Genomic DNA, 24,044 nt, shown 5'->3' on the forward strand with positions numbered 1-24,044 from the left:
TCTGGAGGTAAAATGTCCAAATTTGCGCGTTCCGGTCTCGCCCTCGTCGCAGTAACGCTGTTCGCAGGAGCCGCCCACGCAGATGAAGTGAACATTTACACGACACGCGAACCGGGTCTCATTCAGCCCTTGCTCGACTCTTTCAAGTCGTCCACGGGAATTACGGTCAATACGGTGTTCCTGAAGGATGGTCTGGCAGAGCGTGTGGCCTCTGAAGGTGCGAATTCGCCCGCCGACATCCTTATGACGGTCGACGCCGGTAATCTGGTCGATCTCGTTGACAAGGGCCTTACCCAGCCTGTCGATTCCAAGGTGCTGAAAGAGGCCGTTCCGGAGCAGCTTCGCGACGCGAAGGATAACTGGTTCGCGCTCTCCATGCGCGCTCGCGTTGTCTATGCAGCCAAAGATCTGGAACTCGACAAGATCAATTATGAAGACCTCTCTGATCCGAAGTGGAAAGGCAAAGTCTGCATCCGTGCGGGCCAGCATCCTTACAACACCGCTCTCTTCGCGGATTATATTGCGCACTATGGTGCGGAAAAGACTGAAGAATGGCTCAAGGGTCTCAAGGATAACCTCGCGCGCAAAGCTGCTGGCGGGGACCGTGACGGAGCTAAGGATATCGTCGGAGGTATCTGCGACATAGCAGTTGCCAATTCCTATTATGTCGGTCTGATGCGTTCGGGCAAGGGCGGCGACGAGCAGAAGGCTTGGGGCGAAGGCATCAAGGTTCTGCTGCCAACCTTCAAGGATGGCGGTACTCAGGTTAACATCAGTGGTGCGGCTGTTGCAAAGAACGCGCCGAACAAGGACGCGGCAGTCAAGCTGCTTGAATATCTGGTTTCCGATGAGGCTCAGCAGATCTATGCCAAGGCCAATTTCGAATATCCGGTAAAGCCGGGTGCGCCGCTTGATCCGATCGTGGAATCGTTCGGTGCGCTGAAGATCGACAGCGTTCCGCTGTCTGAAATCGTCAGCCATCGCAAGCAGGCAAGCGAGCTGGTCGACAAAGTCGGTTTCGACAACTAAAAGCCTGATGAGTTAAGCGAAATAACGCCGGTGCAGTTCATGCGCCGGCGTTGCACTATAGAGAGACGAATGGAAGTCCTTGCAGCCATGCGGAAACGAGTTTTGCGACCCGCAAGAGCAGGGCGCAACTGGTTATGGTTCTCGGTTTTCGTCGCAATTCTGGTTTTGCTGCCGGTTTTCGCCCTTGCATTGGAAGCCATACAAGGCTCAGCCGGGCTATGGACGCATCTATTTACCACCAACCTGCCAACGGCTTTTCTCGAAACAGTCATTTTGCTTACCGGCGTTGGCATTATCGCTGCCGTCCTCGGGACGTCGATGGCATGGCTGGTCACGGCTTATGATTTTCGCGGTCGAGGCGTGCTGGAATGGGCGCTTCTGCTGCCATTGGCTGTACCGACATATATTATCGCTTATGCCTATCTCGATATCCTGCATCCCATTGGTCCGGTGCAAGGTGCTGTGCGCTTCGTACTAGGATATGAAAGCCCGCGTCAGTTTCGATTGCCCGACGTCCGCTCGATGACCGGGTGTATCATTCTGCTAGGCTTCGTTCTCTATCCCTATGTCTATATTCCTACACGAGCCATGTTTCTCACCCAATCCGCCAGCCTCATCGAAGCGGCGAGAACTCTGGGGGTAAGCCGCAAGGGCATCTTCTGGCGGGTTGCATTACCACTTGCCCGGCCTGCCGTGGCGGTCGGTGTCAGTCTGGCCTTGATGGAAACATTGAACGATGTAGGGGCTGCCGAGTTCCTGGGCGTTCGCACATTGACCGTTTCGATTTATACGACCTGGATAACGCGTTCCGATCTGCCTGGTGCAGCCCAACTTGCACTCGCCCTTCTGTTTCTGGTTGTTGCTCTCGTTTCAATCGAGCGCTGGGCACGGCGCAAGCAGCGCTTTGCTTCCAATATCCGCCATTCGCGTGGCTTCGAGCCGTTGAAAGTCAGACGAGGGCAAGCGATCTGGTTGTTCTGTCTCTGCTCACTGCCGGTAGTCATCGGATTCGTACTGCCGGCAATCTATCTGGTCGTGGAGGCCATAAAACGTATTCGCTTTGCAGGTGTGTCCCCGCGATTGCTCGGCGAAGCTTTTAATACCGTTGCTCTGGCTTCGATCGCGACTGCGCTGGTGCTGATATGCGGGATGTTTGTCGCATATGCCGTCCGACTTTTTCCGGGTTCAATTTCGCGCTGGTCTTATCGCTTTTCGACGATGGGATATGCGGCGCCGGGCACTGTAATCGCCATCGGTATTCTGGTGGTCGCCGGCGGCTTTGATCATCTCTTCAATCAGTTCACATCGCATTTCTTCGGATATTCTGCTGGGCTGGTACTGATTGGGACAGGCGCAGCGGTCATCTATGCCTATGTGGTCCGATTTCTCGCCATTTCTGCAGGTGGTATTGATTCCGGATTAGAACGCATACCCTTGTCGTTGGATCATGCATCGCGCACATTAGGGCGCGGTGTGACACAAACATTCTGTGCAGTTCATCTGCCACTATCCAGAACAGCCATTGTGGCGGCAGGTCTGCTCGTATTCGTAGACTGTGTGAAAGAATTACCAGCAACACTTTTGCTGCGCCCACTTAATGTCGAAACTTTTGCAACGCATCTTTATGGTGAGGCTGCGCGCGGGACTTATGAGGAAGCGTCCATTGCGGCGCTTGCCATCGTGGTAGTCGGAATTTTGCCCGTGATATTGCTTGCTCGTGTCGGACGGCGTTTTGGCAAGCGTACTTGATCCACTCTTGCAACGTCAGCTTATGTGGGCCGATATATATCATAGTTCAGAAATGCTTAAATAGTTATTGGTACTTTTGTTCAGGGAACAAAGCACAGTCTGAATGATGCTTCTGGTTGTATTTTTATATGGTGGCACTTCAGGCGGGCGCAGGGGGCGGTATGTTTAAAGTCCTGGAATGCGTAACAGTACAGCACGATCAACCTTTCGTGGTTTTGGCTGCATCCATCTCATTTGCAAGCATGTTTGCTTTCTTTCTGTTGCTCGTCCGCGCGCGGGAATGCACGGAAAGCCGCCGTGACAATTGGCTGGCGATAAGCGCGCTTGCGGGTGGATTGGGCGTGTGGGCAACCCATTTCGTGGCGATGCTTGCATATCGTGGCACCGTGGCAATCGAGTTCGATTTTACAATCACGGTTCTTTCAGCGGCAATTGCCGTACTTGGCTTTTGGCTGAGTGTGCGCTTCCTGAATGGTAAGGCGTTCAAGTACGTTTTGATCGCAGCCATTTCAGCAACCCTATCGATTGCCGCAATGCATTTCACTGGTATGAGCGCAATCAGAGCAGCTGCAGATGTTCACTATGACCTTCCACCGATCCTGATTGGCAGTATAATATCGATCCTGCTTTTGCTGGCTGCTTTCTGGTTTGTGATGAACACTGCCGGCTGGATGCGCGTTTTGCTACCGACCGTTGGGGGGATTCTTGCTGTTTGCACGCTCCACTTTACTGCAGTTGCGTCGACCGAGCTGGTTCCAAACCCGACCCTTCCTGCTGCTGATCCGCTGGGCATAGGGCGTCTCTGGCTGATCGGTGCAATTGCCGCTGTTGTCAGTATAGTAGCGCTGACAACGATTATTGCAGTATTTGTAGATCGTTACATGACAGACTTGAAGGGATTTGCGAACGCTACCCTGGACGGACTGGCCGTCGTTCGTGATGGTGGAATAGTCGAGATGAACGCTCGGTTTTCCGATCTCATGCGGCGCAGTGAAAAGGCGCTTGTCGGTGTTGCGCCGGATACTCTGTTACTGGCGGCTGATGGGCTCCCCGTCTGCGCTTCTCGCCCGGAAGCAATCGAGGCCGCACCCAGATTTCCAAATGATGAGCGCATCTTTGAACTCGCGGTTCATACGATTGAGTATCAGGGACGTCCCTGCGAAGTTCTGGCTGTCCGTGATCTTACTGAAAAGCGTACGGCCCAGCGTCAGATCGAGCATATGGCGCGGCATGATACACTCACGGATTTACCTAACCGAATGTTCTTTGAAGAGCGTCTCGCAAACGCAGTGGCACGCCGCAGCCGAGAGCCTTTTGCTGTACTCGCGCTTGATCTGGACCGGTTCAAAGCAGTGAACGATATTTTCGGCCATGCCGAAGGTGATCGCGTATTGAAGACGGTTTCCAGCATCCTGAAGCGATCCATAAACGGTATAGACACGGCAGCACGTATTGGCGGCGACGAGTTTATCATTCTGCAGGTCGGGGTTCCGCAGCCCAAGGGTGCACGGAAACTGTCCGAAAAGATTCTGGATACCTTCCGGTCAGAACTGAATACAGTGCTCGATCCGACTGCTGTTGGTGTCAGCATTGGCGTTGCCGTGTATCCGAATGACGGCAAGGATGCAGAAGCCATCCGACATGCGGCAGACATTGCGCTTTATCGGGCGAAGACAGAAGGACGGGGTATGGTTGCATTCTACTCGCCGGAAATGGACCGCGAAATAAGAGAGCGTCGCCAGATGGAGGCCGATTTGCGCCACGCCATGGTTCGCGGTCAGATCAGTATTGCCTATCAGCCATTGTTCGCGACAGCAGATGGTAGTTGTACCGGCTATGAAGCACTGGTTCGTTGGAACCATCCGGAACGTGGCCAGATACCACCTGAGGTTTTTGTTCCTATCGCTGAGGAAACGGGGGTAATTGTCCCACTCGGTGAGTGGGTTCTGCGTGAAGCCTGCCGCACTGCCGCCGGATGGGAGAAGCATTTAACTATCGCCGTAAACCTCTCCCCCGTACAGTTCCGTTTGATCAATCTGCCGGACACGGTGAGTTCGGTTCTCGCACAAACGGGCCTGGATCCTACGAGATTGGAGCTGGAGGTAACAGAAGCCGCATTGATGAAGGACCGATTGACGACACTCGAACTGTTGCGTCGCATGAAGAAGCTGGGTGTCCGTATCGTGATGGATGATTTCGGCACTGGCTATTCGTCGCTCAGTAACCTTCAAAGTTTCCCATTCGACAAGATCAAGATCGACCGCAGTTTCATCACCAGCATGGAAACGGATGTTAGTGCGAGAGCCATTGTACGAGCCATCGTCGGGTTGGGTCGTAGCCTTGATCTCCCGGTGGTGGCCGAGGGTATAGAAACTTTTGACCAGCATCGCATGGTGATCGAAGAGGGTTGCGAACAGGTTCAAGGCTTTCTTTTCGGGCGTCCGGCCAATGCGCCAGCGTCAGCGGATCCGTCTTCGCGGCTTCCTAGCAAAAAGGGCGGTGGGCAAGTAAAGACTACCTAATAAACTGCAACCTTGTGAATAACGTTGAGGCTTCGGTGTTGCCGGAGCCTCTTTGCTGTGCCGAATTGTTACAAAGCTGTTATTTGATGCGATTGTGAATGAAATTCCATAGTGAAATATTCAGGGGCCGGAACCACAAATTTCTCAATCGCTGGAAGGGGTTGCGCCACATCCAATGCAGTCGAACACTGCGAATAGCGTAGTGTTTTCAACACGATATTTCGCGTGATCGCAATAATAAGTGAATTTATCCGAAGGAGCTTTCCGTGCTTGTAACACGTTACGGCCACAAAGCGAAAGCTGAATAGGACGAACAGTAACAGTACTAGTGATCGTAAAGACAAATCCCGTAACGGGGTCCTCGATACGCATCTTGGTTAAGTGGATGATGGAAACGATGCTTACTTCGCAACAATGGCTTCCGGTCGAGTTGCTCAATATCGGGCTGGCCGCTGCCCTTTTCTTCGCCTGCCTTGTTCACTCACTGTGGAAGGCTGTCTTCGATGAGCTCAACCCGTTATTCTGGCGCCGTACGGCTGCTCTGCTCTGGGCTGGTATCTTTATTGTCGCGCTGAGCGGCGGTATTGAAAGCTTCAACTGGCCACAGGCCATTGGATGGCTTCTCGTTCTTGGCGGTGTTGTTGCGACTGTGACACGTACCGGTATGAGCTATTATCGCCAATATTGCGCTCATACATCGCGCGGTGTTCATTCGGGTCGCACCCGGCTTTCTGGACGGTGATCGCCATGTTTGCAAAGACTGTTGAAATGCCTTTGCGGCTTCACCGCCCACATAGCTTGCGCTCGTTCTTTATCCGCGCTTTTGCTGCTGCACGATCCCGTAAATATTCGTAGAGCGTGCACCCGATCGGCAGTAACCAAGAATGGGGCCCTCAGCTTCATCCAGCGCTGCTGCCATCGCATCCACATCTTCTTGCGTCAATTGTCCGCCTACAACCGGGATGTAGTAAGTTGCAAGCCCGGCTTTTTCGGCGACACGTGCAATTTCGCTGAACTCGGGTTGTTCAGGGCCGCCTTCGCCGTCAGGCCGATTGCAAATGATTGTGCGAAATCCCTCCGCTGCAATATCGCGTACGTCGTCGGGCTCGATCTGGCCCGAGACTGAATAATTGTCGTCTACCTGGCGAATATCCATATTTTCCTCACTTGCCGCTCAAATCGCGACGGCTTGTCCGGTGGCAACTTACATTAAAGTTGTTTTCATGCCACATGAAACTGCTGGGAGAACGGATGCGATGACAGGGGAGCGATTAAGGTGACGATCCACAAGGTTAGCCAGAGCGCTGTACGTATCGCGCATCGTGTGTCGAGCTTTCATGAAAGCACCCGAATGGTCCCGGAAGAAGTGCCTGTGGCGGTCAGCTATAACGGTTCAACCCAAGCCGTAATGATGGCTACGCCGGATAATCTTGAGGACTTCGCGATCGGTTTCACGCTCACCGAGAATATCGTTGACCATATTTCCGAGATAGAAGCGGTTGATGTCGTAGCCTTTGAAAAGGGTATAGACCTACAGATCAGACTGTCCGAACGCCCCGAGCAGAGGCTTGCCGCGCGACGCAGGTTTATGGCTGGTCCCGTTGGGTGTGGTCTCTGTGGTATAGATTCAATTGACCATGCGTTGCGGTCGCTTGAGGCTTTGGAACAAGGTGATAGTAAATTCTCTTCCAATGATATTTCAATGGCTGTCGCGTCTCTTACGAAAGAGCAGCAACTGAATGCTGAGACCCATGCAGTTCATGCGGCGGGGTTCTATGTGCCAGGCGAGGGGCTTATTGCTGTACGTGAGGACGTGGGGCGGCACAATGCATTGGATAAACTCGTCGGAGCTGTCTCGCTTACCGGTACTGCACCGGGAAATGGGATCGTCGCGATTACTAGCCGTGTTTCGGTCGAAATGGTGCAGAAAGCAGTTATGTTCGGCGCGCCGGTTCTGGCCGCAATCTCTGCGCCGACAGCTCTTGCCATCCGAACGGCTCAGGAGGCCAATCTGACACTTGTTGCCTTAGTAAGGGGTGATGAATTCGACGTGTATGCCCACGGAGAGCGTATCTCAGGAGAATGACCGGCCTTTTCGCAAAGGCCGATCGAAGCATCATTATGCAAGTGCGGCAATACGGCTGCGTTCGCTAACGACCTGCAACACCGCATTGGCTGCTTCCACGCCCTTCACTTTGAAGTGGGCATGGAAAAATTCATGATGTTCCTTGCTTTCATGGAAATGATGCGGCGTCAGAACAACGCTGAGCACCGGAACTTCGGTCTCTAGGCCGACTTGCATCATGCCGTTGATGACGGCAGTTGCCACGAAATCATGTCGATAGATGCCGCCATCCACGACGAACGCAGCGCCGACAATGGCAGCATACTGGCCGGTTTTGGCCAGAGTTTTGGCGTGGAGAGGAATTTCATAGGCGCCTGGAACGTCGAAGATTTCGACTTCTATATTGGTGCCAGCCTTTGCGGACAGTTCCGCGATAAAGCTCTTGCGAGCTTCGTCGACAATATCGGCGTGCCAACGGGCCTGAATGAATGCGATCTTGAAGGAAGTCTTGTTCGGATAGCTCTGGTTCATAGGTTCCACACGAAACTAGAATCAGGGCGCACAAAAGAACGCATTGATTGTGCCCAAGGGCGCAATCCTAACGCTCATTCGCTCTCTTCCATCCGGACTTTAACCGTCGGCTCCGGCATCTCACCGGATCTGCTGACCCTGAACAGAAGCCGAATCGGCATCTTTTCAGGCGCTCGCGGGCTCGAAACTTTCGCTTCATACCGCCGGTGGGGAGTTTCACCCCGCCCCGAGAACAAGCCCGCACACCATTGTGCGAGCGGCGTGAAATTAGGGTTTCGTCGCGGGCTTGTCCAGTAAAATAAGGGAAATTTTATACTCCCGACATTTCAGGTCGATGAGGGGGGGTAGAGTGCTGGTTTGATGGGAGGCACCATGTAAAACGCTGCCCTTGAGGTGGTAATGCTTTAATTTCTAAGCGTTTTTCAGGGTGCTGGCTCTACCTGAAGTTTTAATCGATTGAATTTTACGCGTTTTATCTATCGGAAGATATTGACACCCTGGCAGGGTTTGGGCCTATCCTATGTTCACATCTTGTCTTGCGGATATTTAGCATCCTTAAAAGACAACGTTGTCAATTGGGCTTAAGCGGCGTATGAGTGGGATGGAGGATTTCAGGAAAAGCGTCGTGAGGGATGGCCGGGCACAGGTGAAAGCGGAAGCTTTCGCATCGTATTGCGGCAGTGAGTAGGAGAAACTGGTTGTGTGGTGCAGCTGGTTTCGGGTCTGTGCCGAAGAGGTGCGGATGGGAATGACGAGACGGATTACTGCGCTGAAGCAAAGGCTTGGCTAGATATCCGATAGTTTTAGTTTCGTTTGTTTCTACGGGAGGTAGACATGCATAAACTTTTGAAGCTCGCCGCGATGGGTACAGCCGCCTGTGCTTTGCTCGCCGGAATGGCCCCTGTTGCCAGTGCGCAGGACAAGCAGAATGTTGAGGTTCTGCATTGGTGGACTGCTGGCGGTGAAGCCGCCGCGCTCGACGTTCTCAAGAAGGATCTCGAAAAGAAGGGCATTAGCTGGACCGATATGCCGGTTGCCGGTGGCGGTGGTACGGAAGCCATGACAGTACTGCGCGCGCGCGTCACAGCTGGAAATGCTCCGACGGCAGTGCAGATGCTCGGCTTCGACATCCGCGATTGGGCAGAGCAGGGTGCTCTTGGTAATCTTGATGAGATCGCAAACAAGGAAGGTTGGGAAAAGGTCATTCCGGCTCCTCTGCAGGAGTTTGCCAAGTATGACGGCCACTGGATCGCTGCTCCTGTCAATGTTCACTCCACCAACTGGATGTGGATCAACAAGGCAGCGCTCGACAAGGCTGGCGGCAAGGAGCCTACCAACTGGGATGAACTGATCGCTCTCCTTGATAAGTTCAAGGAACAGGGCATCACTCCGATCGCTCATGGCGGCCAGCCATGGCAGGACGCAACGATATTTGATGCTGTAGTGCTTTCTTTCGGTACAGATTTCTACAAGAAGGCCTTCATCGATCTGGATCCCGAAACGCTCGGCAGCGATACGATGAAGCAGGCTTTTGATCGTATGACGAAGCTGCGTTCCTATGTTGACGATAACTTCTCCGGTCGCGACTGGAACCTGGCTTCAGCTATGGTCATTGAAGGCAAAGCCGGCCTTCAGTTCATGGGCGACTGGGCGAAGGGTGAGTTTGTCAAGGCTGGCAAGAAGCCGGGCGAAGACTTCGTCTGCATGCGTTATCCGGGCACCCAGGGCGCTATCACATTCAACTCCGATATGTTTGCCATGTTCAAAGTCTCGGAAGACAAGGTTCCTGCACAGCTTGAAATGGCATCGGCGATTGAAAGTCCGACTTTCCAGTCGGCATTCAACGTAGTGAAGGGCTCCGCTCCGGCTCGTACCGATGTGCCTGATACCGACTTCGATGCTTGCGGCAAGAAGGCTATCGCTGACGAAAAGGAAGCGAGTGAAAAAGGCACGATGCTGGGCTCCATGGCGCATGGTTACGCTAACCCTGCTGCGGTGAAGAATGCGATCTATGACGTCGTAACACGCCAGTTCAACGGTCAACTTTCCTCGGAAGATGCCGTCAAAGAACTCGTGTCGGCTGTTGAAGGTGCAAAATAACAGCAAAGAGGCGTCCGGTCCTTTCCGGACGCCTTCTATCTCAGGTGCTTTGGATATTGGTAGAGCATCTGAAAGTACTGGCATCAGTGGCCAGAAATCAAAACAACAATTGCATGATGAAGGCCTGCATGTTTCCATCGGAAATTGCAGCAGACTGAACTTATTGGGTGCATTCGGTCGCGCATGATGCAGAAGCGCTGGAATGCCGATCAAACAGATGTCCGGAACGTGCGCCTGATGTTTGGCATATGTCCGGGTGGCGTAAACAAGGTGACGCAGATATGCAGCGTAACAACCGATTACAAGAACTGGTGCCAAAGCTGGTTCTGGGGCCGAGCTTTCTGATAGTGCTCGTGTTTGTCTATGGTTTTATCATCTATACAGGCGTTCTTTCGCTAACCAATAGCCGAATGCTGCCGTCATATGGCTTCGTCGGACTTACGAATTACACCAAGTTGTGGGCCTTGCCTCATTGGTGGCGTGCGATCACCAATCTGGCGATCTTTGCATCGCTCTACATCATTATCTGTTCGGTTATCGGGCTGTTTCTTGCGATCCTTCTTGACCAGAAGATCCGCGGTGAGGGCGTTCTACGCCCGATCTATCTTTATCCAATGGCGTTATCTTTCATCGTCACTGGAACGGCATGGAAGTGGTTTCTCGATCCAGGTATCGGTCTGGAAAACACAATGCATTTATGGGGTTGGGAGAGTTTCTCCTTCAACTGGATCAAGAGCAATACAATGGCAATTTATTGTCTGGTGATTGCTGCTGTGTGGCAATCCTCCGGATTTGTGATGGCAATGTTCCTAGCAGGATTGCGCGGCGTGGATAATGAAATCATCAAAGCGGCGCAGATTGACGGAGCATCATCCGGTACGATCTATCGCCGCATCATTATCCCGCTGATGCGTCCGGTTTTCCTGTCGGCTTTCGTGGTTCTCGCTCATCTGGCAATCAAGGCATACGATCTTGTTATTGCGCTGACCGGTGGCGGTCCAGGCCAGGCCACCGAATTACCTGCGACTTTCATGTATTCCTATACGTTCACACGGAACCAGATGGGCATCGGTGCATCGTCGGCGATTATCATGTTGGCGATGATCTTCTCGATTATCATTCCTTATCTTTACTCTGAAATTCGCGGAGGGTCGCGGTCATGAGCGCCCAGTCGCAAGACAATGCCATAAACAGCGGAAAGCTAACGCGAGCGCTGATCTACACTGCGCTACTGCTCTTCGCTTTCTATTATCTGCTGCCGCTCTATGTGATGCTGGTCAACTCCTTCAAACCCCTTGAAGAAATCCGCCAGGGCGGGATGTTGAACCTCCCGCAGCAATGGACCATCGAACCATGGTTATCTGCATGGTCGACCGCACAGATCGGAGTTCAGCCTACCGGGCTGAAGCCGTTCTTCATCAACTCGATCCTGATGGTGGTTCCAGCCGTTGCGATCTCGACTATCGTCGGCGCGTTGAACGGTTACGTTCTGACCAAATGGCAATTCCGCGGGTCGAACATCTTTTTTGGCTTGCTACTGCTGTCGTGCTTCATTCCGTTCCAGATCGTGCTCATTCCGATGGCGCGTGTTCTTGGTTTTCTGGGGATTGCGGGCACGATTTGGGGACTGATCCTCGTGCATGTGGTTTACGGTATCGGTTTCACGACGCTCTATTTCCGCAATTATTATGAAGCCTTCCCGACAGAACTGGTGCGGGCGGCGCAGATCGACGGAGCGAGCTTCTTCCAGATATTCTGGCGTATTTTGCTACCGTCTTCAGGACCGATCATCGTTGTGTCGGTGATCTGGCAGTTCACGAACATCTGGAACGACTTTCTGTTCGGTGCCTCCTTCTCGGGTGCGAATTCCACACCGATGACGGTTGCACTCAACAATCTGGTTTCCTCCTCCACCGGCGTTAAGGAATACAATGTCCATTTCGCAGCTGCCATCTTGGCAGCTCTGCCGACGCTGATCGTCTATATCGTTTCCGGTCGCTATTTCGTACGTGGCCTGATGTCCGGTGCCGTAAAGGGATAAGTTGCAATGTCTTTTCTGAAAATATCTGATCTCTACAAATCCTACGGCAATGTTTCGGTTTTGAAGGATATCAATATCGAGATTGATGAAGGCGGTTTCCTCGTTCTCGTGGGCCCGTCTGGCTGCGGCAAGTCAACATTGTTGAATACTATCGCCGGGCTTGAGCCGATCACATCGGGTGACATAGCCATCAATGGCAAGTCGGTGTCCGGCCTGCATCCATCCCAGCGCGATATTGCAATGGTCTTCCAGTCTTATGCGCTTTATCCGAATATGACGGTTGCCGGGAATATCGCATTCGGCATGGAAATTCGTAAGGTTCCGAAGGCTGAGCGCGATAAGGCTATTCAGGAAGTTGCCGATATCCTGCAGATCGGCCATCTGCTGGATCGCAAACCAAGCCAGCTTTCAGGCGGCCAACGTCAGCGTGTGGCCATGGGGCGTGCTCTGGTGCGTAATCCGCAGGTCTTCCTGTTCGATGAACCACTTTCCAACCTCGATGCCAAGCTGCGTGTCGACATGCGCACCGAGATTAAACGGCTGCACAGCCGGATGAAAACTACGATCGTTTATGTGACGCACGATCAGATCGAGGCAATGACGCTGGCAACTAAGATCGCCGTTCTCAAGGATGGAATCTTGCAGCAATTCGGAACGCCAGCCGAAATCTACAATAATCCGTCCAATATGTTCGTTGCTGACTTCATGGGATCGCCAGCAATGAACCTGCTAACTGCTCGAGTCGAAAAGAACGGTTCGGGCTATGCCATCAATCTCGGACGAGGCGAAGGCGAGCCACTGAAGCTGCCATTGAAGGCGGCGCCCCAAGGACTAGGCGCTTATGAAGGCCAGGATATTGTCTTCGGTATTCGCCCTGAAGCACTCACAGATCCGGATGGAGCTGATCGCAATGCAAATGCGATAGTGGAAGGGGATTGCCTGATAGATGTTGTCGAGCCCGCAGGCTCGGATACGTTTGCTGTTACGCGATTGGGCGGCAAGCACGTTGTGGCACGACTGCGCGCAGATGCCCGCATCGCTGCGGGGCAACCGGCCACGTTGGCCTTCAACCTGGACAAGTCGGTCTTCTTTGACCCGAACAGTCAGGGTCGAATTCTCTGACTGTGAGGCACATAGTGCAATCTTTGCCAACACTGCAGAGACTGTATGAAACGAAAAGAGCGCTTCCATTTTATTGGAAACGCTCTTTTTCATGTCTGCCTGGAGGGCAAAAAACTTTGTTTAGGGGCACGCTTTAATGCAGGAAATCAAGCCCAAGAAGGCCGACTGCAAGCGCAGTGTTCAGTGAAATGATCATCATCCCGTAGATGATGGCGGTTCTTGTAATATCGTTCATTTCCTACCTCCTTGAACCGGAGCGGCCCCCCACCCGGTTCGAAGCCTCGTGAAACTGTAACGAAATGTAACAAGCTGTTACGGGAAGCGCAACCCTGTTTTACGCAAATGTGAACGGTTGAAATCTGGCGTGAGAAATTCAGTGACTTTTGTCGACAGAGAGCCAGTTAGGCCCAAAACTGCGATAAATTACTGATTTTATCGCATATTCACCGCAATGTGACGCTGCTCTGACTAGCAATAATCAGTGCGGCGCTACATAGGATTGTCAGCTCTTAAATATCCGTCATTTCGGAATATTACCGTGAATCGCATCATTCCTCTCGTACTGGCCATAGCCCTATTCATGGAGCAGATGGATTCGAACGTCATCTCGACGTCGCTTCCTGCTATCGCTGCTGACATCGGTACAAGCCCTATTGCGCTCAAGCTGGCACTGACCGCTTACCTTGTTGCGCTCGCAGTTTTCATTCCCGTCAGCGGCTGGATGGCGGATCGCTTCGGGGCCAAGAATATCTTCCGGGCTGCAATTGCGGTATTCGTGGTTGGTTCTGTAGCCTGCGCTGCATCGAATTCACTGACTGCTTTCGTCGTTGCGCGGTTTTTGCAGGGCATGGGCGGTGCGATGATGACACCGGTTGGCCGTCTCGTACTTATCCGTTCGACTCCGCGCAGTGAACTTGTGTCAGCTATGGCGTGGCTTACGATTCCAGCAATGGTCGGGCCGCTGGTAGGTCCACCAGTCGGTGGTTTCATCACGACTTTCCTGACTTGGCATTGGATATTCCTGATTAATGTACCGATCGGTTTCGTCGGTATCTGGTTTGCAACGCGGTTCCTGCCGGACACAGACGAGCGCATCGTAAAGCGCCTTGATTGGACGGGCTTCTTTCTTTCCGGGATCGCAATGTCTGGCGTTGTCTTCGGACTGTCGGTCGTCAGCCTGCCAGCCTTGCCGCCAGCGGTTGGTTTTACAACCCTTGCAATCGGTATTGTCTGCACGGTTCTCTATCTTCAGCATGCGAGGAGAACCGATGATCCGCTGCTGAACCTGAAACTTTTCGATAATCAGGTATTTCGTTCCGCAGTCATCGGCGGCAGCATTTTCCGGTTCGGGATTGGGGCTATTCCATTCCTGCTGCCATTGATGTTTCAGCTTGGCTTTGGTCTCACACCGTTTCAATCGGGTATGATGACTTTCGTTTCGGCGATCGGTGCGATCAGCATGAAATTCGGTGCAAAGCGTATCTTTGTTCGCGTTGGTTTCCGGCGCGCCTTGATGGCAGGGTCCTTGATTTCGGCCTGCTTCATTGCCGTCAACGGCCTGTTCACACCGACAACACCTTACTGGATCATCATCGGCTTTTTGCTGGTGGGGGGCTTTGCGCGTTCGTTGTTTTTCACTGGTGTCAATGCGCTGGCTTTCGCCGAAATCCCCGATGAAAAGACCAGTCAGGCGACGCCCATCACGGCAGTGGCGCAGCAGGTTTCCATTGCTATCGGTGTGGCATTGGCAGGTGGTATTCTGGAAATCAGTACGTCGTTACGCGGAGCCCATCTCGAATTGGTGGACTTCCACATCGGCTTCTTTGTGGTTGCTGCCGTTTCCGCTCTGGCTTTTCTCTGGTTTGCGCGGCTCGCACCTGATGCAGGCAAGGAACTGTCTGCGCCAACAGTCGTGAAACATCACGGTAAGGAGCCCGCAGCCATCGAAGCCGCGAGCACCTCAGCCGGAAAATAAGCTTCAGCCTTTGAAATCGCGGGCGAGTAGATAAAGCTCGACCGATTCCGCGCGTGATGCAGGTGGTTTGACATGATGCACAGAGCGGAACTTCTGCTTCAGCAGAGCTAGTAGTTCATTTTCCGTGCCACCCTGGAATGTCTTGGTGAGAAAATGCCCGCCCGGCTTCAAAACCGAAATGGCAAAATCAGCGGCGACTTCACACAGATGCACGGTACGCAGATGATCAGTCCTGCGGTGGCCAGTCGTCGGGGCAGCCATGTCGGAAATAACTAAATCGGGCTTGTCACCGAGCGCATCCATCAGTTTTTGTGGCGCCTCATCATCGAGAAAATCCATTTCCAGCAAGACAACGCCGGGCAGGGGGTCGACGTGAAGGTAGTCGATGCCAACGACGTGCGGATTCTCGTCGGTTGAACCGACAATCTTGGCCGCGATCTGCGACCAGCCGCCAGGCGCAGCGCCGAGATCGATGATCTTCTGGCCCTTTTTGAGCAGATCATAACGATCATTGATTTCAATGAGCTTGTAGGCTGCGCGCGAACGATATCCGTCCTGCCTGGATTTGTGCACATAGGGGTCGTTCAAATGGCGCTGCAGCCAGCGGCGTGACGATTCCTTGATCGTGCCTGCCTTTTTCTTCACACGTACCTGCAGATTGCTGGAGCCCGCGCCACCGCGACCACCAGTTTTTACTCCACCCTTGTTTCCGCCTGCCTTGCTCATTTTCAGTGCCTGTTTCTAGCGCCTGTCGCGCGATTGTGCCGCCATGCGCCGTCGCGCGACATCAGTTCGGTCAAAATGCCTTCACGCAAACCACGATCGGCAACTAGTAGTTTTTCGCTGGGCCATACTTTGCGTATCGCATCGAGAATAGCACAGCCTGCCAATACCAGATCGGCGCGATCTGCGCCAATACACGGGTTGGCTACACGAGCGTCAAAATCCCATGAGAGAAGGCGGTTGGTCATTTGCGTCACATCGTCGGCACCCATCCACATGCCATCGACCCGGCGCCGATCGTAGCGGTCGAGGCCGAGATGAATTCCAGCGAGCGTGGTTACGGTTCCAGAAGTACCCAGCAGGTGGAAACGTGGACTGGCAGTCAGATTTCCGAGACACTGCCGCTCGGCAAATTGCGCAAGCAGATCGGTCACATGCGAAACCATGGAATCGAAACTTTCCTGCGTGACATTGCGTCCGCCGAAACGTTCTGCCAGCGTCACGACGCCGACAGGAAGAGACGTCCAGGCCATGATATGCTCTGCCAGACGAGGAGAACGGCGACGGGAAACATCAATCAGCGCAATTTCAGAAGAGCCGCCACCAATATCGAACAACACGACGGCATCCGTTTCGCGGGTAACCAGTGTACCGCAGCCTGAGACAGCGAGCCGGGCTTCCGTCTGCCGGTCTACGATCTCCAGTTCAAGTCCGGTTTCCGCCAGAACCCGTGCCAAAAATGCTTCGCCATTCGAAGCCGAACGGCAGGCTTCGGTGGCTATCAGTCGCGAACGTCTGATTTTCTTTCCTGCAAGTTTGTCACGGCAAATCTTCAGTGCTTCAACGGCACGATCCATCGCATTTTCGCTAAGCTGGCCAGTGGCACTCAAGCCTTCTCCCAATCGTACGATGCGTGAAAATGCATCCACAACGCGGAATTGGCCCGGCCGCGTCGGCGACGCAACCAGCAGGCGGCAATTATTTGTGCCAAGATCCAAAGCCGCATAAAGTGGAGCGTCGCCCTTTTCGTGATGCGCGCCATTAGCAGCGCGGGGCATTTGGCCATTGCCGCCCTTACGCTTGTTCGGCGTCGATGCATGTTGGCTTTCCGGGCGCGCGACATTATGCGTAGACTTCAACGCAGCTTCAGCTACCAGCGGCGTTTGCGCACCCTGTTGTCGTGACTGCTTCTTTTTACGAGCGCGGCGGCGGCGATTCGAGATTTTTCCGGAAGATCGCTGTTGATTGTTCGCTGTTTCTGCAGCCTCGGGCTTTTGCGCAGAAGCTTCAACAGCCGGCACAGACTTACCGCGCCGACGCCGACGTGCGCGTTTACGCTGGCTCTGCGAATTCGTGCCTTCGGTCTCGTCCTGTGGCTTTGAGCGTCCTGAATCGGATGCACTACGGGCATTGCCGATATCTGTAACGGCTTTCTTGCGCGGTCTGCGCTTGCCGTTATCGGACGGATTCCGGGCCTGCGAATTGCCCGATTGTCCGCCGGACGCCCCTTGATGCACCATTTCGGCGGTGCGCTCGTCGGGGTTCTTCAAGGTTCTTGTCCTTATGGCGCCGCGCGAACCTGTCAGGACGCAAGCAAGGCGCTTCAATTTCTACGTTGTGCATAATGTAACAGTGGTTTTCTGTTTTACCAAGGGGCAGGCTGTCGAGAGCCGCCGGAAAATTTTGAATGCACGTATGAAATTTGAGCCAACGGCGCGCCCGAGGGCTTTCGCTGGTGGCGAAAGCCCTTAAGGAGACGATATGTCTGCAGATTAGATGTCGTAAGTATGGGCTGCGTTGATTGTCGCAACGAATTGTTTTGTGCGCTCACGCGTAGGCCGCGTGAAAACCTCGTGTGCGGAGCCCGTTTCAACGATATTGCCCGACTCGAGAAAGACGACGTTCTTTGCAATTTTGGAAGCGAGCCGCAGGTCGTGTGTCGCGATCACCATGGTGGTGCCTTCCTTTGCAAGTTTGCTCAGAACATCAACGACTTCGGAGGCGAGTTCGGGGTCAAGGGCCGAGGTGGGCTCATCGCATAACAGAACACGCGGGGATGGTGCCAGTGCACGTGCAATCGCGATACGCTGTTGCTGGCCACCAGAGAGCGTTGAAGGCCAAGCATCCGCTTTATGCGCCATCCCTACCTTTGTGAGCAATTCCATCGCACGTTCTTTTGCCTTGTCCTTCGGCCATTTCAGAACCGTAACGAGGCCTTCCATCACATTCTGGATCGCGGTCTGGTGAGGAAAGAGCTGGAAGTTCTGAAACACCATGCCTGTCTGGCGGCGGATTGATTGGATTGCCTGCCAGCTCGGCTTACGGTCAGGCTCGAAGCTGAGACTCTGGCCACCCAAAACCAGAGTGCCCGACGTCGGAATCTCCAGCAGGTTTATGCAACGCAGCAACGTGCTTTTGCCTCCGCCGGATGGACCGACCAGTGCTGTTACTGTGCCCTCGGCAATCGCAACGTTGATATCATTAAGGATCACAGCGTCGTCAAAGCGCTTTACGATATGTTGCAGCTCGATCATGCGTTTGTCTCCAGTGTGCCGCCATAACGTCCGAAGCGTTTTTCAAGGCGCACTTGCAGCGCTGAGAGTACGGAACTCATCACGAGATAGATCAAGGCTGCTTCGATATAGAGGATGAGAGGTTCGTAAGTGGTCGCGACGATACGTTGCGCGGACTGGAAAAGCTCCGGCACGGTGATGGCTGCTGCAAGCGACGTGTCCTTTACCAAAGAAATGAAGGAATTGGAGAGCGGAGGTACTGCAGTTCGGGTTGCCTGTGGCAGAATGGTGCGGGCAAGTGCCTGACGCCAGCTCATACCAATGGAATATGCGGCTTCCCATTGACCTTTCGGAACGGCAGATATGACCGCCCGGATAATCTCTGAACTATAAGCACCAACGCTGAGAGAGAAACCAATCACGGCCGCTGGAAATGCATCGAGATAGATGCCGGCGCTTGGCAGGCCGTAAAAGATTACGAACAACTGCACGAGCAGGGGGGTGCCGCGGAATATCCAGACATAGAAGCGTGCAATAGATGAAAGCCAGAGCGGAGCGAACAAGCGCACGAGCGCGGTCAGGAGCCCCAATGTCAGGCCGAATGCAAAGGACAGAAGGGTGAGGGGAATAGTGAAGATCAAGCCAGCCCACAAAAGAGTCGGCAGGGATTCCACCATCAGTTGAAGCCAATCGGGCACGGTTTTCGGCTCCTCAATAATGCATAAAGTCAGACTGAAATGAACTTGCGCTGATGAACCTGCGCGTCCTTATCTTATACAGTCTGACATTCATGTCTTGGGAATAGTTTTTCACAATCACAATAAAACGAAGCCGGAAGGAGCTTCCGGCTTCGTCTTGTAAACCAGGAAAAACGCTTACTTGGAAACGTCCTGACCGAAATACTTCTGTGAAATTTTGTCGTAGGTGCCGTCGGCTTTAATTTCGTCGAGAGCCTTGTTGATCGCCGTAACGAGATCATCGTCGCCTTTGCGGACGATGATGCCCGACGCGTCGGCATTTTCTTTCTCGGCCACAACCTTGACCGGAGCCTTAGGCTGGTGCTTTTTGAAATCGAGGAAAGACAGGCTGTCATTAAGGGTCGCATCCGCACGGCCTGTCAGAACAAGCTGGATCGACTGGTCGAAACCATCTGTGGCTACGAGTTCAGCGCCGGCCTCCTTCGCGAGCTTGCCGTAATTGCTGGTGAGCGACTGCGCTGACTTCTTGCCCTTAAGGTCAGCAAAATCCTTGATCGTATCGTCCTTGTCGTTGACGATCAGAACGACCTTGGAAACGATATAGGGGTTGGAGAAGTTGAACTTCTTCTGACGCTCTTCGGTAATGCCTACCTGGTTGATAACGGCATCATAGCGTTTGGAATCAAGCCCAGCGATGAGCCCGTCCCATTTGCCTTCAACGAATTCCGGCTTTACGCCGAGCTTGGCGGCAACGGCTTCACCAATCTCCACGTCGAAGCCGACAAGCTTGTTGTCCTTGTCGTGGTAGGTGAACGGCGCGTAGGTGCCTTCAGTGCCGATCTTTAAAACGCCCGCCGACTTGATGGCGTCGAGATTTTCTCCAGCCATTGCGCCGGTGAAGAGAGCTGCCTGAATGATGCCTGCGGTAGCGATGATCTGAGCGAATTTCATTTTCGGTATCCGTGAACTGGTTGATGTTCTATTGATCGCAGAAATTTAATTCTAAAGATGCGTCCAAAACGACCATTACGCCGCAATTATTAGGATTGATTACTAATTGTTTGAATAATCTGAGTGAATAATTCTAACGCCTTTTAGTCCGGATCGGAAGGGTGGAGAAAGCATTCACTCGCCCTCAGTCACTATGAGACGACTTTAACCAACCGATGCCGGTTGAACGCAAAGCGCCGCCAGAATTTCAGCTGGCGGCGCTTTGCGTGTCGGTGGGCAGGCCAACTACTAGGGTTTGCCGTAACCGCCACCGGTTGGTGTGATGACGGTGAAGGCTTCACCTGCTTCCAGAACGGTCTGGTCGCAGTTGCCGAGCACTTCGATGGAGTCGTCCTTTCGCCGTACTTCATTGCGACCGGTTTGACCGGATTCGCCGCCTTCAAGGCCGAAGGGCGCTACGCGGCGATGCCCTGAGAGAATGGCGAAATCGAGTGTCTTAAGTGCACGGATCGTGCGCTTGGTGCCATCGCCCGCATGCCATTTGCCCTTGCCGCCGGAGTCTTTTCTGATGTGGAAGTCTTCCAGCAACACCGGGAAACGGGTTTCCAGAATTTCCGGGTCGGTCAGGCGCGAGTTGGTCATGTGGGTGTGCACGGCATCGGCACCGTTGAAACCGGGACCGGCGGGCGCGCCGGAGCAGATGGTTTCGTAATACTGATATTCGTCATTGCCGAAGGTCAGATTATTCATCGTGCCTTGCGCTGCGGCCATGGCCTTGGTCGCGCCGAACAGGCAGTTGGTGACAGCCTGACTGACCTCGACATTGCCCGCCACGACCGCCGCCGGATATTGCGGCGAGAGCATTGAGCCTTCCGGCACAACGATCTTGATCGGTCGCAGGCAGCCCGCATTCATTGGAATGTCGCCCTCGACCAGCACGCGGAAGACATAAAGCACAGCTGCGCGGGTCACGGGTTCCGGTGCGTTGAAATTGTCGGAACGTTGTTCCGACGTGCCGGTGAAATCGACCGTCGCTTCGCGCTTTTCCTTGTCGATCGTGACGCGCACCTCAATTTGGCAGCCCTGATCCATCTCATAGGTGAAATGGCCGTCCGGCAGCTTGTCGAGCACACGGCGCACGCTTTCGGCGGCATTGTCCTGAACATGGCCCATATAGGCTTTCACAACATCCTCGCCGAAAAGACCGATCATCTTTTTTAGCTCGGCGACGCCCTTTTCGTTGGCGGCGATCTGCGCCTTCAGGTCGTTGACGTTCTGCGTCAGGTTGCGAACAGGGTAGGTCGCACCCGTCAGCAGAGCGGCGAGCGCTTCCTCGCGGAAGGTGCCGCGATCCACCAGCTTGAAATTGTCGATATAGACGCCTTCCTGCTCGATATTGACCGCACGCGGCGACATGGAACCCGGCGCGATGCCGCCAATATCCGCATGGTGACCACGGCTTGCAACCCAGAAGCGGATTTCGCGATTGTCGTCATCGAAAACCGGCGTGCAGACGGTGAGGTCAGGCAGGTGGGTGCCGCCATTATAAGGCGCGTTGATGAGGAACACATCGCCCGGCTTGATGTCGCTGTTTTCGCGGATGGCGGTGGCGACGGATGCATCCATGGAACCCAGATGCACCGGCATATGCGGCGCATTGGCGACGAGATTGCCTGCCGCGTCGAAAACTGCGCAGGAAAAGTCGAGACGTTCCTTGATGTTCACCGAATAGGCGGTGTTTTGAAGCGTCACGCCCATCTGCTCGGCAATGGACATGAAGAGATTGTTGAAAATCTCCAGCATGACCGGGTCGGCTTCGGTGCCGATGGCCGTGCGGGCGGGCAGCGCCTTGATGCGCGTCAGCACCACATGGTCATGCGCGGTCAGGCGAGCCTGCCAGCCATCTTCGATGACGATGGTCTGGTTTTTCTCGATGATGATCGCCGGGCCGGTGACGGTCTGGCCGCGCTGCATCTGCTCACGCAAGACGACGCCCGCATCGTGCAACGTGCCTTGCGAGAAGAAGCTGGTCCGCTTGGCGGTTGCCGCTTCCAGGTCACTGTCGAGCGACTGAGCGCTTTCGGTTTCGCCAGCACCTCCGCCAACGGCTTCAACTTCCACAGCGTCGATAACGAGAGCCTTGTTTTCCGCAATGAAGCCGAAACGGCGCTTATGGGCGGCCTCGAACTCGGCGCGAAGACGGTCGGCATTGTCCTCTGCTGGGAACGTGGCTTCAACGGACAGCACCGTGTCAGTGCCCGCATAGCGGATGTGGGCGCGCAGATGACGCTGCACGGCTTTAGCCTCTATGCCTTGGGCCAGAAGTTCAACGACGCATTCCTGCGCCAGTTCTTCACCCAGTTCTTTCAAGGCTGAAGGCGCTGCTGAATCGAGCGCGACGCCAAGCGCCTTTTGGCGCGTGGCGCGAATATCGGCCAGGCCCATGCCATAGGCGGACAGCAGGCCGGACATGGGATGGAGAAGAATATTCTTCATGCCAAGCGCATCGGCCACGAGACAGGCATGTTGTCCACCCGCGCCACCAAAGCAGTTGAGCGCATAGCGCGTCACATCATAGCCGCGCTGGACGGAAATTTTCTTGATGGCCTCCACCATATTGGCAACCGCAATGCGGATGAAACCATCGGCAACGGCTTCCGGCGAACGGCCATCGCCGATTTCAGTTGCCAGCGCGGCGAAGCGTTCACGCACCCGCCCCACATCAAGTGTCTGGTTCTGGTCGGGGCCAAAGATTGCCGGGAAAAATTCCGGCAGAAGCTTGCCCAGCATGACATTGGCATCGGTGACGGCGAGCGGCCCGCCATTGCGATAGCAGGTCGGACCGGGATTGGCGCCTGCCGAATCCGGTCCGACACGGAAACGCCCGGCGTCGTAATGCAGGATCGAACCGCCGCCTGCGGCAACGGTGTGGATCAGCATCATCGGCGCGCGCACACGCACACCGGCAACTTCCGTTTCAAAAGCGCGTTCATATTCGCCGTCGAAATGCGCGACATCCGTGGAGGTGCCGCCCATGTCAAAGCCGATGACATTCGGGAAACCAGCCGTTTCGCCGGTTCGGGCGAGGCCGACGACGCCGCCTGCCGGGCCGGAGAGGATTGCATCCTTGCCCTGAAACAGATCGGCTGCGGTGAGACCGCCAGACGACATCATGAACATGACGCGCGCGCCGGTGCGCTCGACGTCCAGCTCATTGGATACCTGCGCAACATAGCGGCGAAGAACCGGCGACAGATAGGCATCGACGACCGTGGTGTCGCCACGACCGACCAGCTTGATCAGTGGCGAAACTTCATGGCTGACGGAGACCTGCTCGAAGCCGAGACTGCGCGCAATGCGAGCAATTTCAGCCTCATGTGCAGGGAATTTATAAGCATGCATGAGCGCGATGGCGACGGATTTGTAGCCCTGTTCCTTCAGTGCAGCCAGTACGGCTTCCGCCTCGGCGGGATCGAGCGCCGTTTCAACCGTGCCGTCTGCCTGAACGCGTTCGTTCAGTTCCACGACCTTTTCGTAAAGCGCTTCCGGCTTGATGATCTCGGTCGCAAAAATCTTCTTGCGTTCCTGATAGCCAATGCGCAGCGCATCGCGAAAGCCCTTGGTGGTGACAAGGGCCAGCCGTTCGCCCTTGCGCTCCAGAAGCGCATTGGTCGCGACCGTCGTTCCCATGCGAACTTCGCCGATAATTCCGGCGGGAACCGCTTCGCCGGTCCTGAGGCCAAGATGCAGGCGAATGCCGTGAACGGCGGCATCCTTATAGGCAGACGGATTTTCGGAGAGAACCTTGCGTGCATGAAGCTGGCCCTGCGGATCTCGCCCGATGATGTCCGTAAACGTGCCACCGCGGTCGATCCAGAAGTCCCATACTCCGCGTCCCGTTCCGCTCATCGTCGGCTCCCTTACACAGCACTACTGGTGCATTTCGAAATCTTTTCAGGATTTCATAGTCCCACTTTATTGACAAAATGTCGATAAGATGGTGACATAAAATACACATAAATAAG

General features: G+C 54.2%; 18 protein-coding genes and 1 riboswitch. Of the genes, 10 read left to right on the forward strand and 8 right to left on the reverse strand.

Annotated features, from left to right (window positions below; genetic code table 11):
• The first annotated feature begins 12 nt into the window (after positions 1-12).
• From OHI65_RS07840 to OHI65_RS07855, 4 genes are all read left to right on the forward strand, one after another.
• Positions 13-1,029, forward strand: a complete 1,017-nt coding sequence (locus tag OHI65_RS07840) for a Fe(3+) ABC transporter substrate-binding protein (RefSeq protein ID WP_010659011.1) — start codon at positions 13-15, stop codon at positions 1,027-1,029.
• 39 nt (positions 1,030-1,068) lie between these two features.
• Positions 1,069-2,778: an ABC transporter permease gene (locus OHI65_RS07845; RefSeq protein ID WP_185758005.1), complete on the forward strand. Its 1,710-nt coding sequence runs from the start codon at positions 1,069-1,071 to the stop codon at positions 2,776-2,778.
• 161 nt (positions 2,779-2,939) lie between these two features.
• The gene (locus tag OHI65_RS07850) at positions 2,940-5,300 is read left to right on the forward strand and encodes an EAL domain-containing protein (protein ID WP_012093182.1); all 2,361 of its coding nucleotides are present in this window, start codon (positions 2,940-2,942) and stop codon (positions 5,298-5,300) included.
• A 385-nt stretch (positions 5,301-5,685) separates the two neighbouring features.
• Positions 5,686-6,042: a hypothetical protein gene (locus OHI65_RS07855; RefSeq protein ID WP_012093181.1), complete on the forward strand. Its 357-nt coding sequence runs from the start codon at positions 5,686-5,688 to the stop codon at positions 6,040-6,042.
• Between the two features lie 69 nt (positions 6,043-6,111).
• On the opposite strand, the gene OHI65_RS07860 is transcribed toward OHI65_RS07855, so the two are convergent.
• Positions 6,112-6,456: a TIGR01244 family sulfur transferase gene (locus OHI65_RS07860; RefSeq protein WP_010659007.1), complete on the reverse strand. Its 345-nt coding sequence runs from the start codon at positions 6,454-6,456 to the stop codon at positions 6,112-6,114.
• Positions 6,457-6,576: 120 nt separating this feature from the next.
• Here OHI65_RS07860 and fdhD point away from each other — a divergent pair, with 120 nt between their 5' ends.
• On the forward strand, positions 6,577-7,386 hold the full coding sequence (gene fdhD / locus OHI65_RS07865; protein ID WP_125301153.1) for a formate dehydrogenase accessory sulfurtransferase FdhD: 810 nt from the start codon (positions 6,577-6,579) through the stop codon (positions 7,384-7,386).
• Positions 7,387-7,419: 33 nt separating this feature from the next.
• Here fdhD and OHI65_RS07870 read toward each other — a convergent pair whose 3' ends face one another.
• On the reverse strand, positions 7,420-7,896 hold the full coding sequence (locus tag OHI65_RS07870) for a 6,7-dimethyl-8-ribityllumazine synthase (RefSeq protein ID WP_010659005.1): 477 nt from the start codon (positions 7,894-7,896) through the stop codon (positions 7,420-7,422).
• Positions 7,897-7,972: 76 nt separating this feature from the next.
• Positions 7,973-8,134, reverse strand: a riboswitch (FMN riboswitch).
• 596 nt (positions 8,135-8,730) lie between these two features.
• Between OHI65_RS07870 and OHI65_RS07875 the strand changes: the two genes are divergently transcribed.
• The 5 genes from OHI65_RS07875 to OHI65_RS07895 all read left to right on the forward strand — a co-directional run bounded on the left by OHI65_RS07875 (position 8,731) and on the right by OHI65_RS07895 (position 15,134).
• Positions 8,731-9,996, forward strand: a complete 1,266-nt coding sequence (locus OHI65_RS07875) for an ABC transporter substrate-binding protein (protein WP_010659004.1) — start codon at positions 8,731-8,733, stop codon at positions 9,994-9,996.
• A gap of 281 nt (positions 9,997-10,277) precedes the next feature.
• On the forward strand, positions 10,278-11,159 hold the full coding sequence (locus tag OHI65_RS07880) for a carbohydrate ABC transporter permease (protein WP_010659003.1): 882 nt from the start codon (positions 10,278-10,280) through the stop codon (positions 11,157-11,159).
• A complete protein-coding gene (locus OHI65_RS07885; RefSeq protein WP_010659002.1) occupies positions 11,156-12,037 on the forward strand; it encodes a carbohydrate ABC transporter permease in 882 nt (293 codons plus the stop codon). Before OHI65_RS07880 ends, OHI65_RS07885 begins: the two co-directional genes overlap by 4 nt.
• Before the next feature lie 6 nt (positions 12,038-12,043).
• A complete protein-coding gene (locus tag OHI65_RS07890) occupies positions 12,044-13,159 on the forward strand; it encodes an ABC transporter ATP-binding protein (RefSeq protein ID WP_010659001.1) in 1,116 nt (371 codons plus the stop codon).
• 538 nt (positions 13,160-13,697) lie between these two features.
• Entirely contained in the window at positions 13,698-15,134 is a 1,437-nt protein-coding gene (locus OHI65_RS07895) for a DHA2 family efflux MFS transporter permease subunit (protein ID WP_125301152.1), read from the forward strand.
• Positions 15,135-15,137: 3 nt separating this feature from the next.
• On the opposite strand, the gene OHI65_RS07900 is transcribed toward OHI65_RS07895, so the two are convergent.
• From OHI65_RS07900 to OHI65_RS07925, 6 genes are all read right to left on the reverse strand, one after another.
• The gene (locus OHI65_RS07900; RefSeq protein ID WP_012093175.1) at positions 15,138-15,860 is read right to left on the reverse strand and encodes an RlmE family RNA methyltransferase; all 723 of its coding nucleotides are present in this window, start codon (positions 15,858-15,860) and stop codon (positions 15,138-15,140) included.
• Positions 15,861-15,862: 2 nt separating this feature from the next.
• Positions 15,863-17,407, reverse strand: coding sequence for a Ppx/GppA phosphatase family protein (locus OHI65_RS07905; protein WP_125301151.1), 1,545 nt, complete (start codon positions 17,405-17,407; stop codon positions 15,863-15,865).
• Positions 17,408-17,629: 222 nt separating this feature from the next.
• Positions 17,630-18,391, reverse strand: a complete 762-nt coding sequence (locus OHI65_RS07910; RefSeq protein WP_012093173.1) for an amino acid ABC transporter ATP-binding protein — start codon at positions 18,389-18,391, stop codon at positions 17,630-17,632.
• Positions 18,388-19,068, reverse strand: coding sequence for an ABC transporter permease subunit (locus tag OHI65_RS07915; RefSeq protein ID WP_010658995.1), 681 nt, complete (start codon positions 19,066-19,068; stop codon positions 18,388-18,390). The genes OHI65_RS07910 and OHI65_RS07915 overlap by 4 nt, the downstream gene beginning before the upstream one ends.
• Before the next feature lie 177 nt (positions 19,069-19,245).
• Entirely contained in the window at positions 19,246-20,019 is a 774-nt protein-coding gene (locus OHI65_RS07920; RefSeq protein WP_010658994.1) for an amino acid ABC transporter substrate-binding protein, read from the reverse strand.
• A 288-nt stretch (positions 20,020-20,307) separates the two neighbouring features.
• Positions 20,308-23,928 (reverse strand): hydantoinase B/oxoprolinase family protein, encoded by a 3,621-nt coding sequence (locus OHI65_RS07925; protein WP_125301150.1) that lies wholly within the window; start codon positions 23,926-23,928, stop codon positions 20,308-20,310.
• Between the last annotated feature and the right edge of the window lie 116 nt (positions 23,929-24,044).

This window comes from Brucella sp. MAB-22 (assembly GCF_025908475.1).
Lineage (GTDB): Bacteria > Pseudomonadota > Alphaproteobacteria > Rhizobiales > Rhizobiaceae > Brucella > Brucella anthropi.

Coding starts and splice junctions, on each gene's coding strand:
- OHI65_RS07840 (WP_010659011.1), top strand. CDS start 13: ATGTCCAAATTTGCGCGTTCCGGTCTCGCCCTCGTCGCAGTAACGCTG.
- OHI65_RS07845 (WP_185758005.1), top strand. CDS start 1,069: ATGCGCCGGCGTTGCACTATAGAGAGACGAATGGAAGTCCTTGCAGCC.
- OHI65_RS07850 (WP_012093182.1), top strand. CDS start 2,940: ATGTTTAAAGTCCTGGAATGCGTAACAGTACAGCACGATCAACCTTTC.
- OHI65_RS07855 (WP_012093181.1), top strand. CDS start 5,686: ATGATGGAAACGATGCTTACTTCGCAACAATGGCTTCCGGTCGAGTTG.
- OHI65_RS07860 (WP_010659007.1), bottom strand. CDS start 6,456: ATGGATATTCGCCAGGTAGACGACAATTATTCAGTCTCGGGCCAGATC.
- OHI65_RS07870 (WP_010659005.1), bottom strand. CDS start 7,896: ATGAACCAGAGCTATCCGAACAAGACTTCCTTCAAGATCGCATTCATT.
- OHI65_RS07875 (WP_010659004.1), top strand. CDS start 8,731: ATGCATAAACTTTTGAAGCTCGCCGCGATGGGTACAGCCGCCTGTGCT.
- OHI65_RS07880 (WP_010659003.1), top strand. CDS start 10,278: ATGCAGCGTAACAACCGATTACAAGAACTGGTGCCAAAGCTGGTTCTG.
- OHI65_RS07885 (WP_010659002.1), top strand. CDS start 11,156: ATGAGCGCCCAGTCGCAAGACAATGCCATAAACAGCGGAAAGCTAACG.
- OHI65_RS07890 (WP_010659001.1), top strand. CDS start 12,044: ATGTCTTTTCTGAAAATATCTGATCTCTACAAATCCTACGGCAATGTT.
- OHI65_RS07900 (WP_012093175.1), bottom strand. CDS start 15,860: ATGAGCAAGGCAGGCGGAAACAAGGGTGGAGTAAAAACTGGTGGTCGC.
- OHI65_RS07910 (WP_012093173.1), bottom strand. CDS start 18,391: ATGATCGAGCTGCAACATATCGTAAAGCGCTTTGACGACGCTGTGATC.
- OHI65_RS07920 (WP_010658994.1), bottom strand. CDS start 20,019: ATGAAATTCGCTCAGATCATCGCTACCGCAGGCATCATTCAGGCAGCT.
- OHI65_RS07925 (WP_125301150.1), bottom strand. CDS start 23,928: ATGAGCGGAACGGGACGCGGAGTATGGGACTTCTGGATCGACCGCGGT.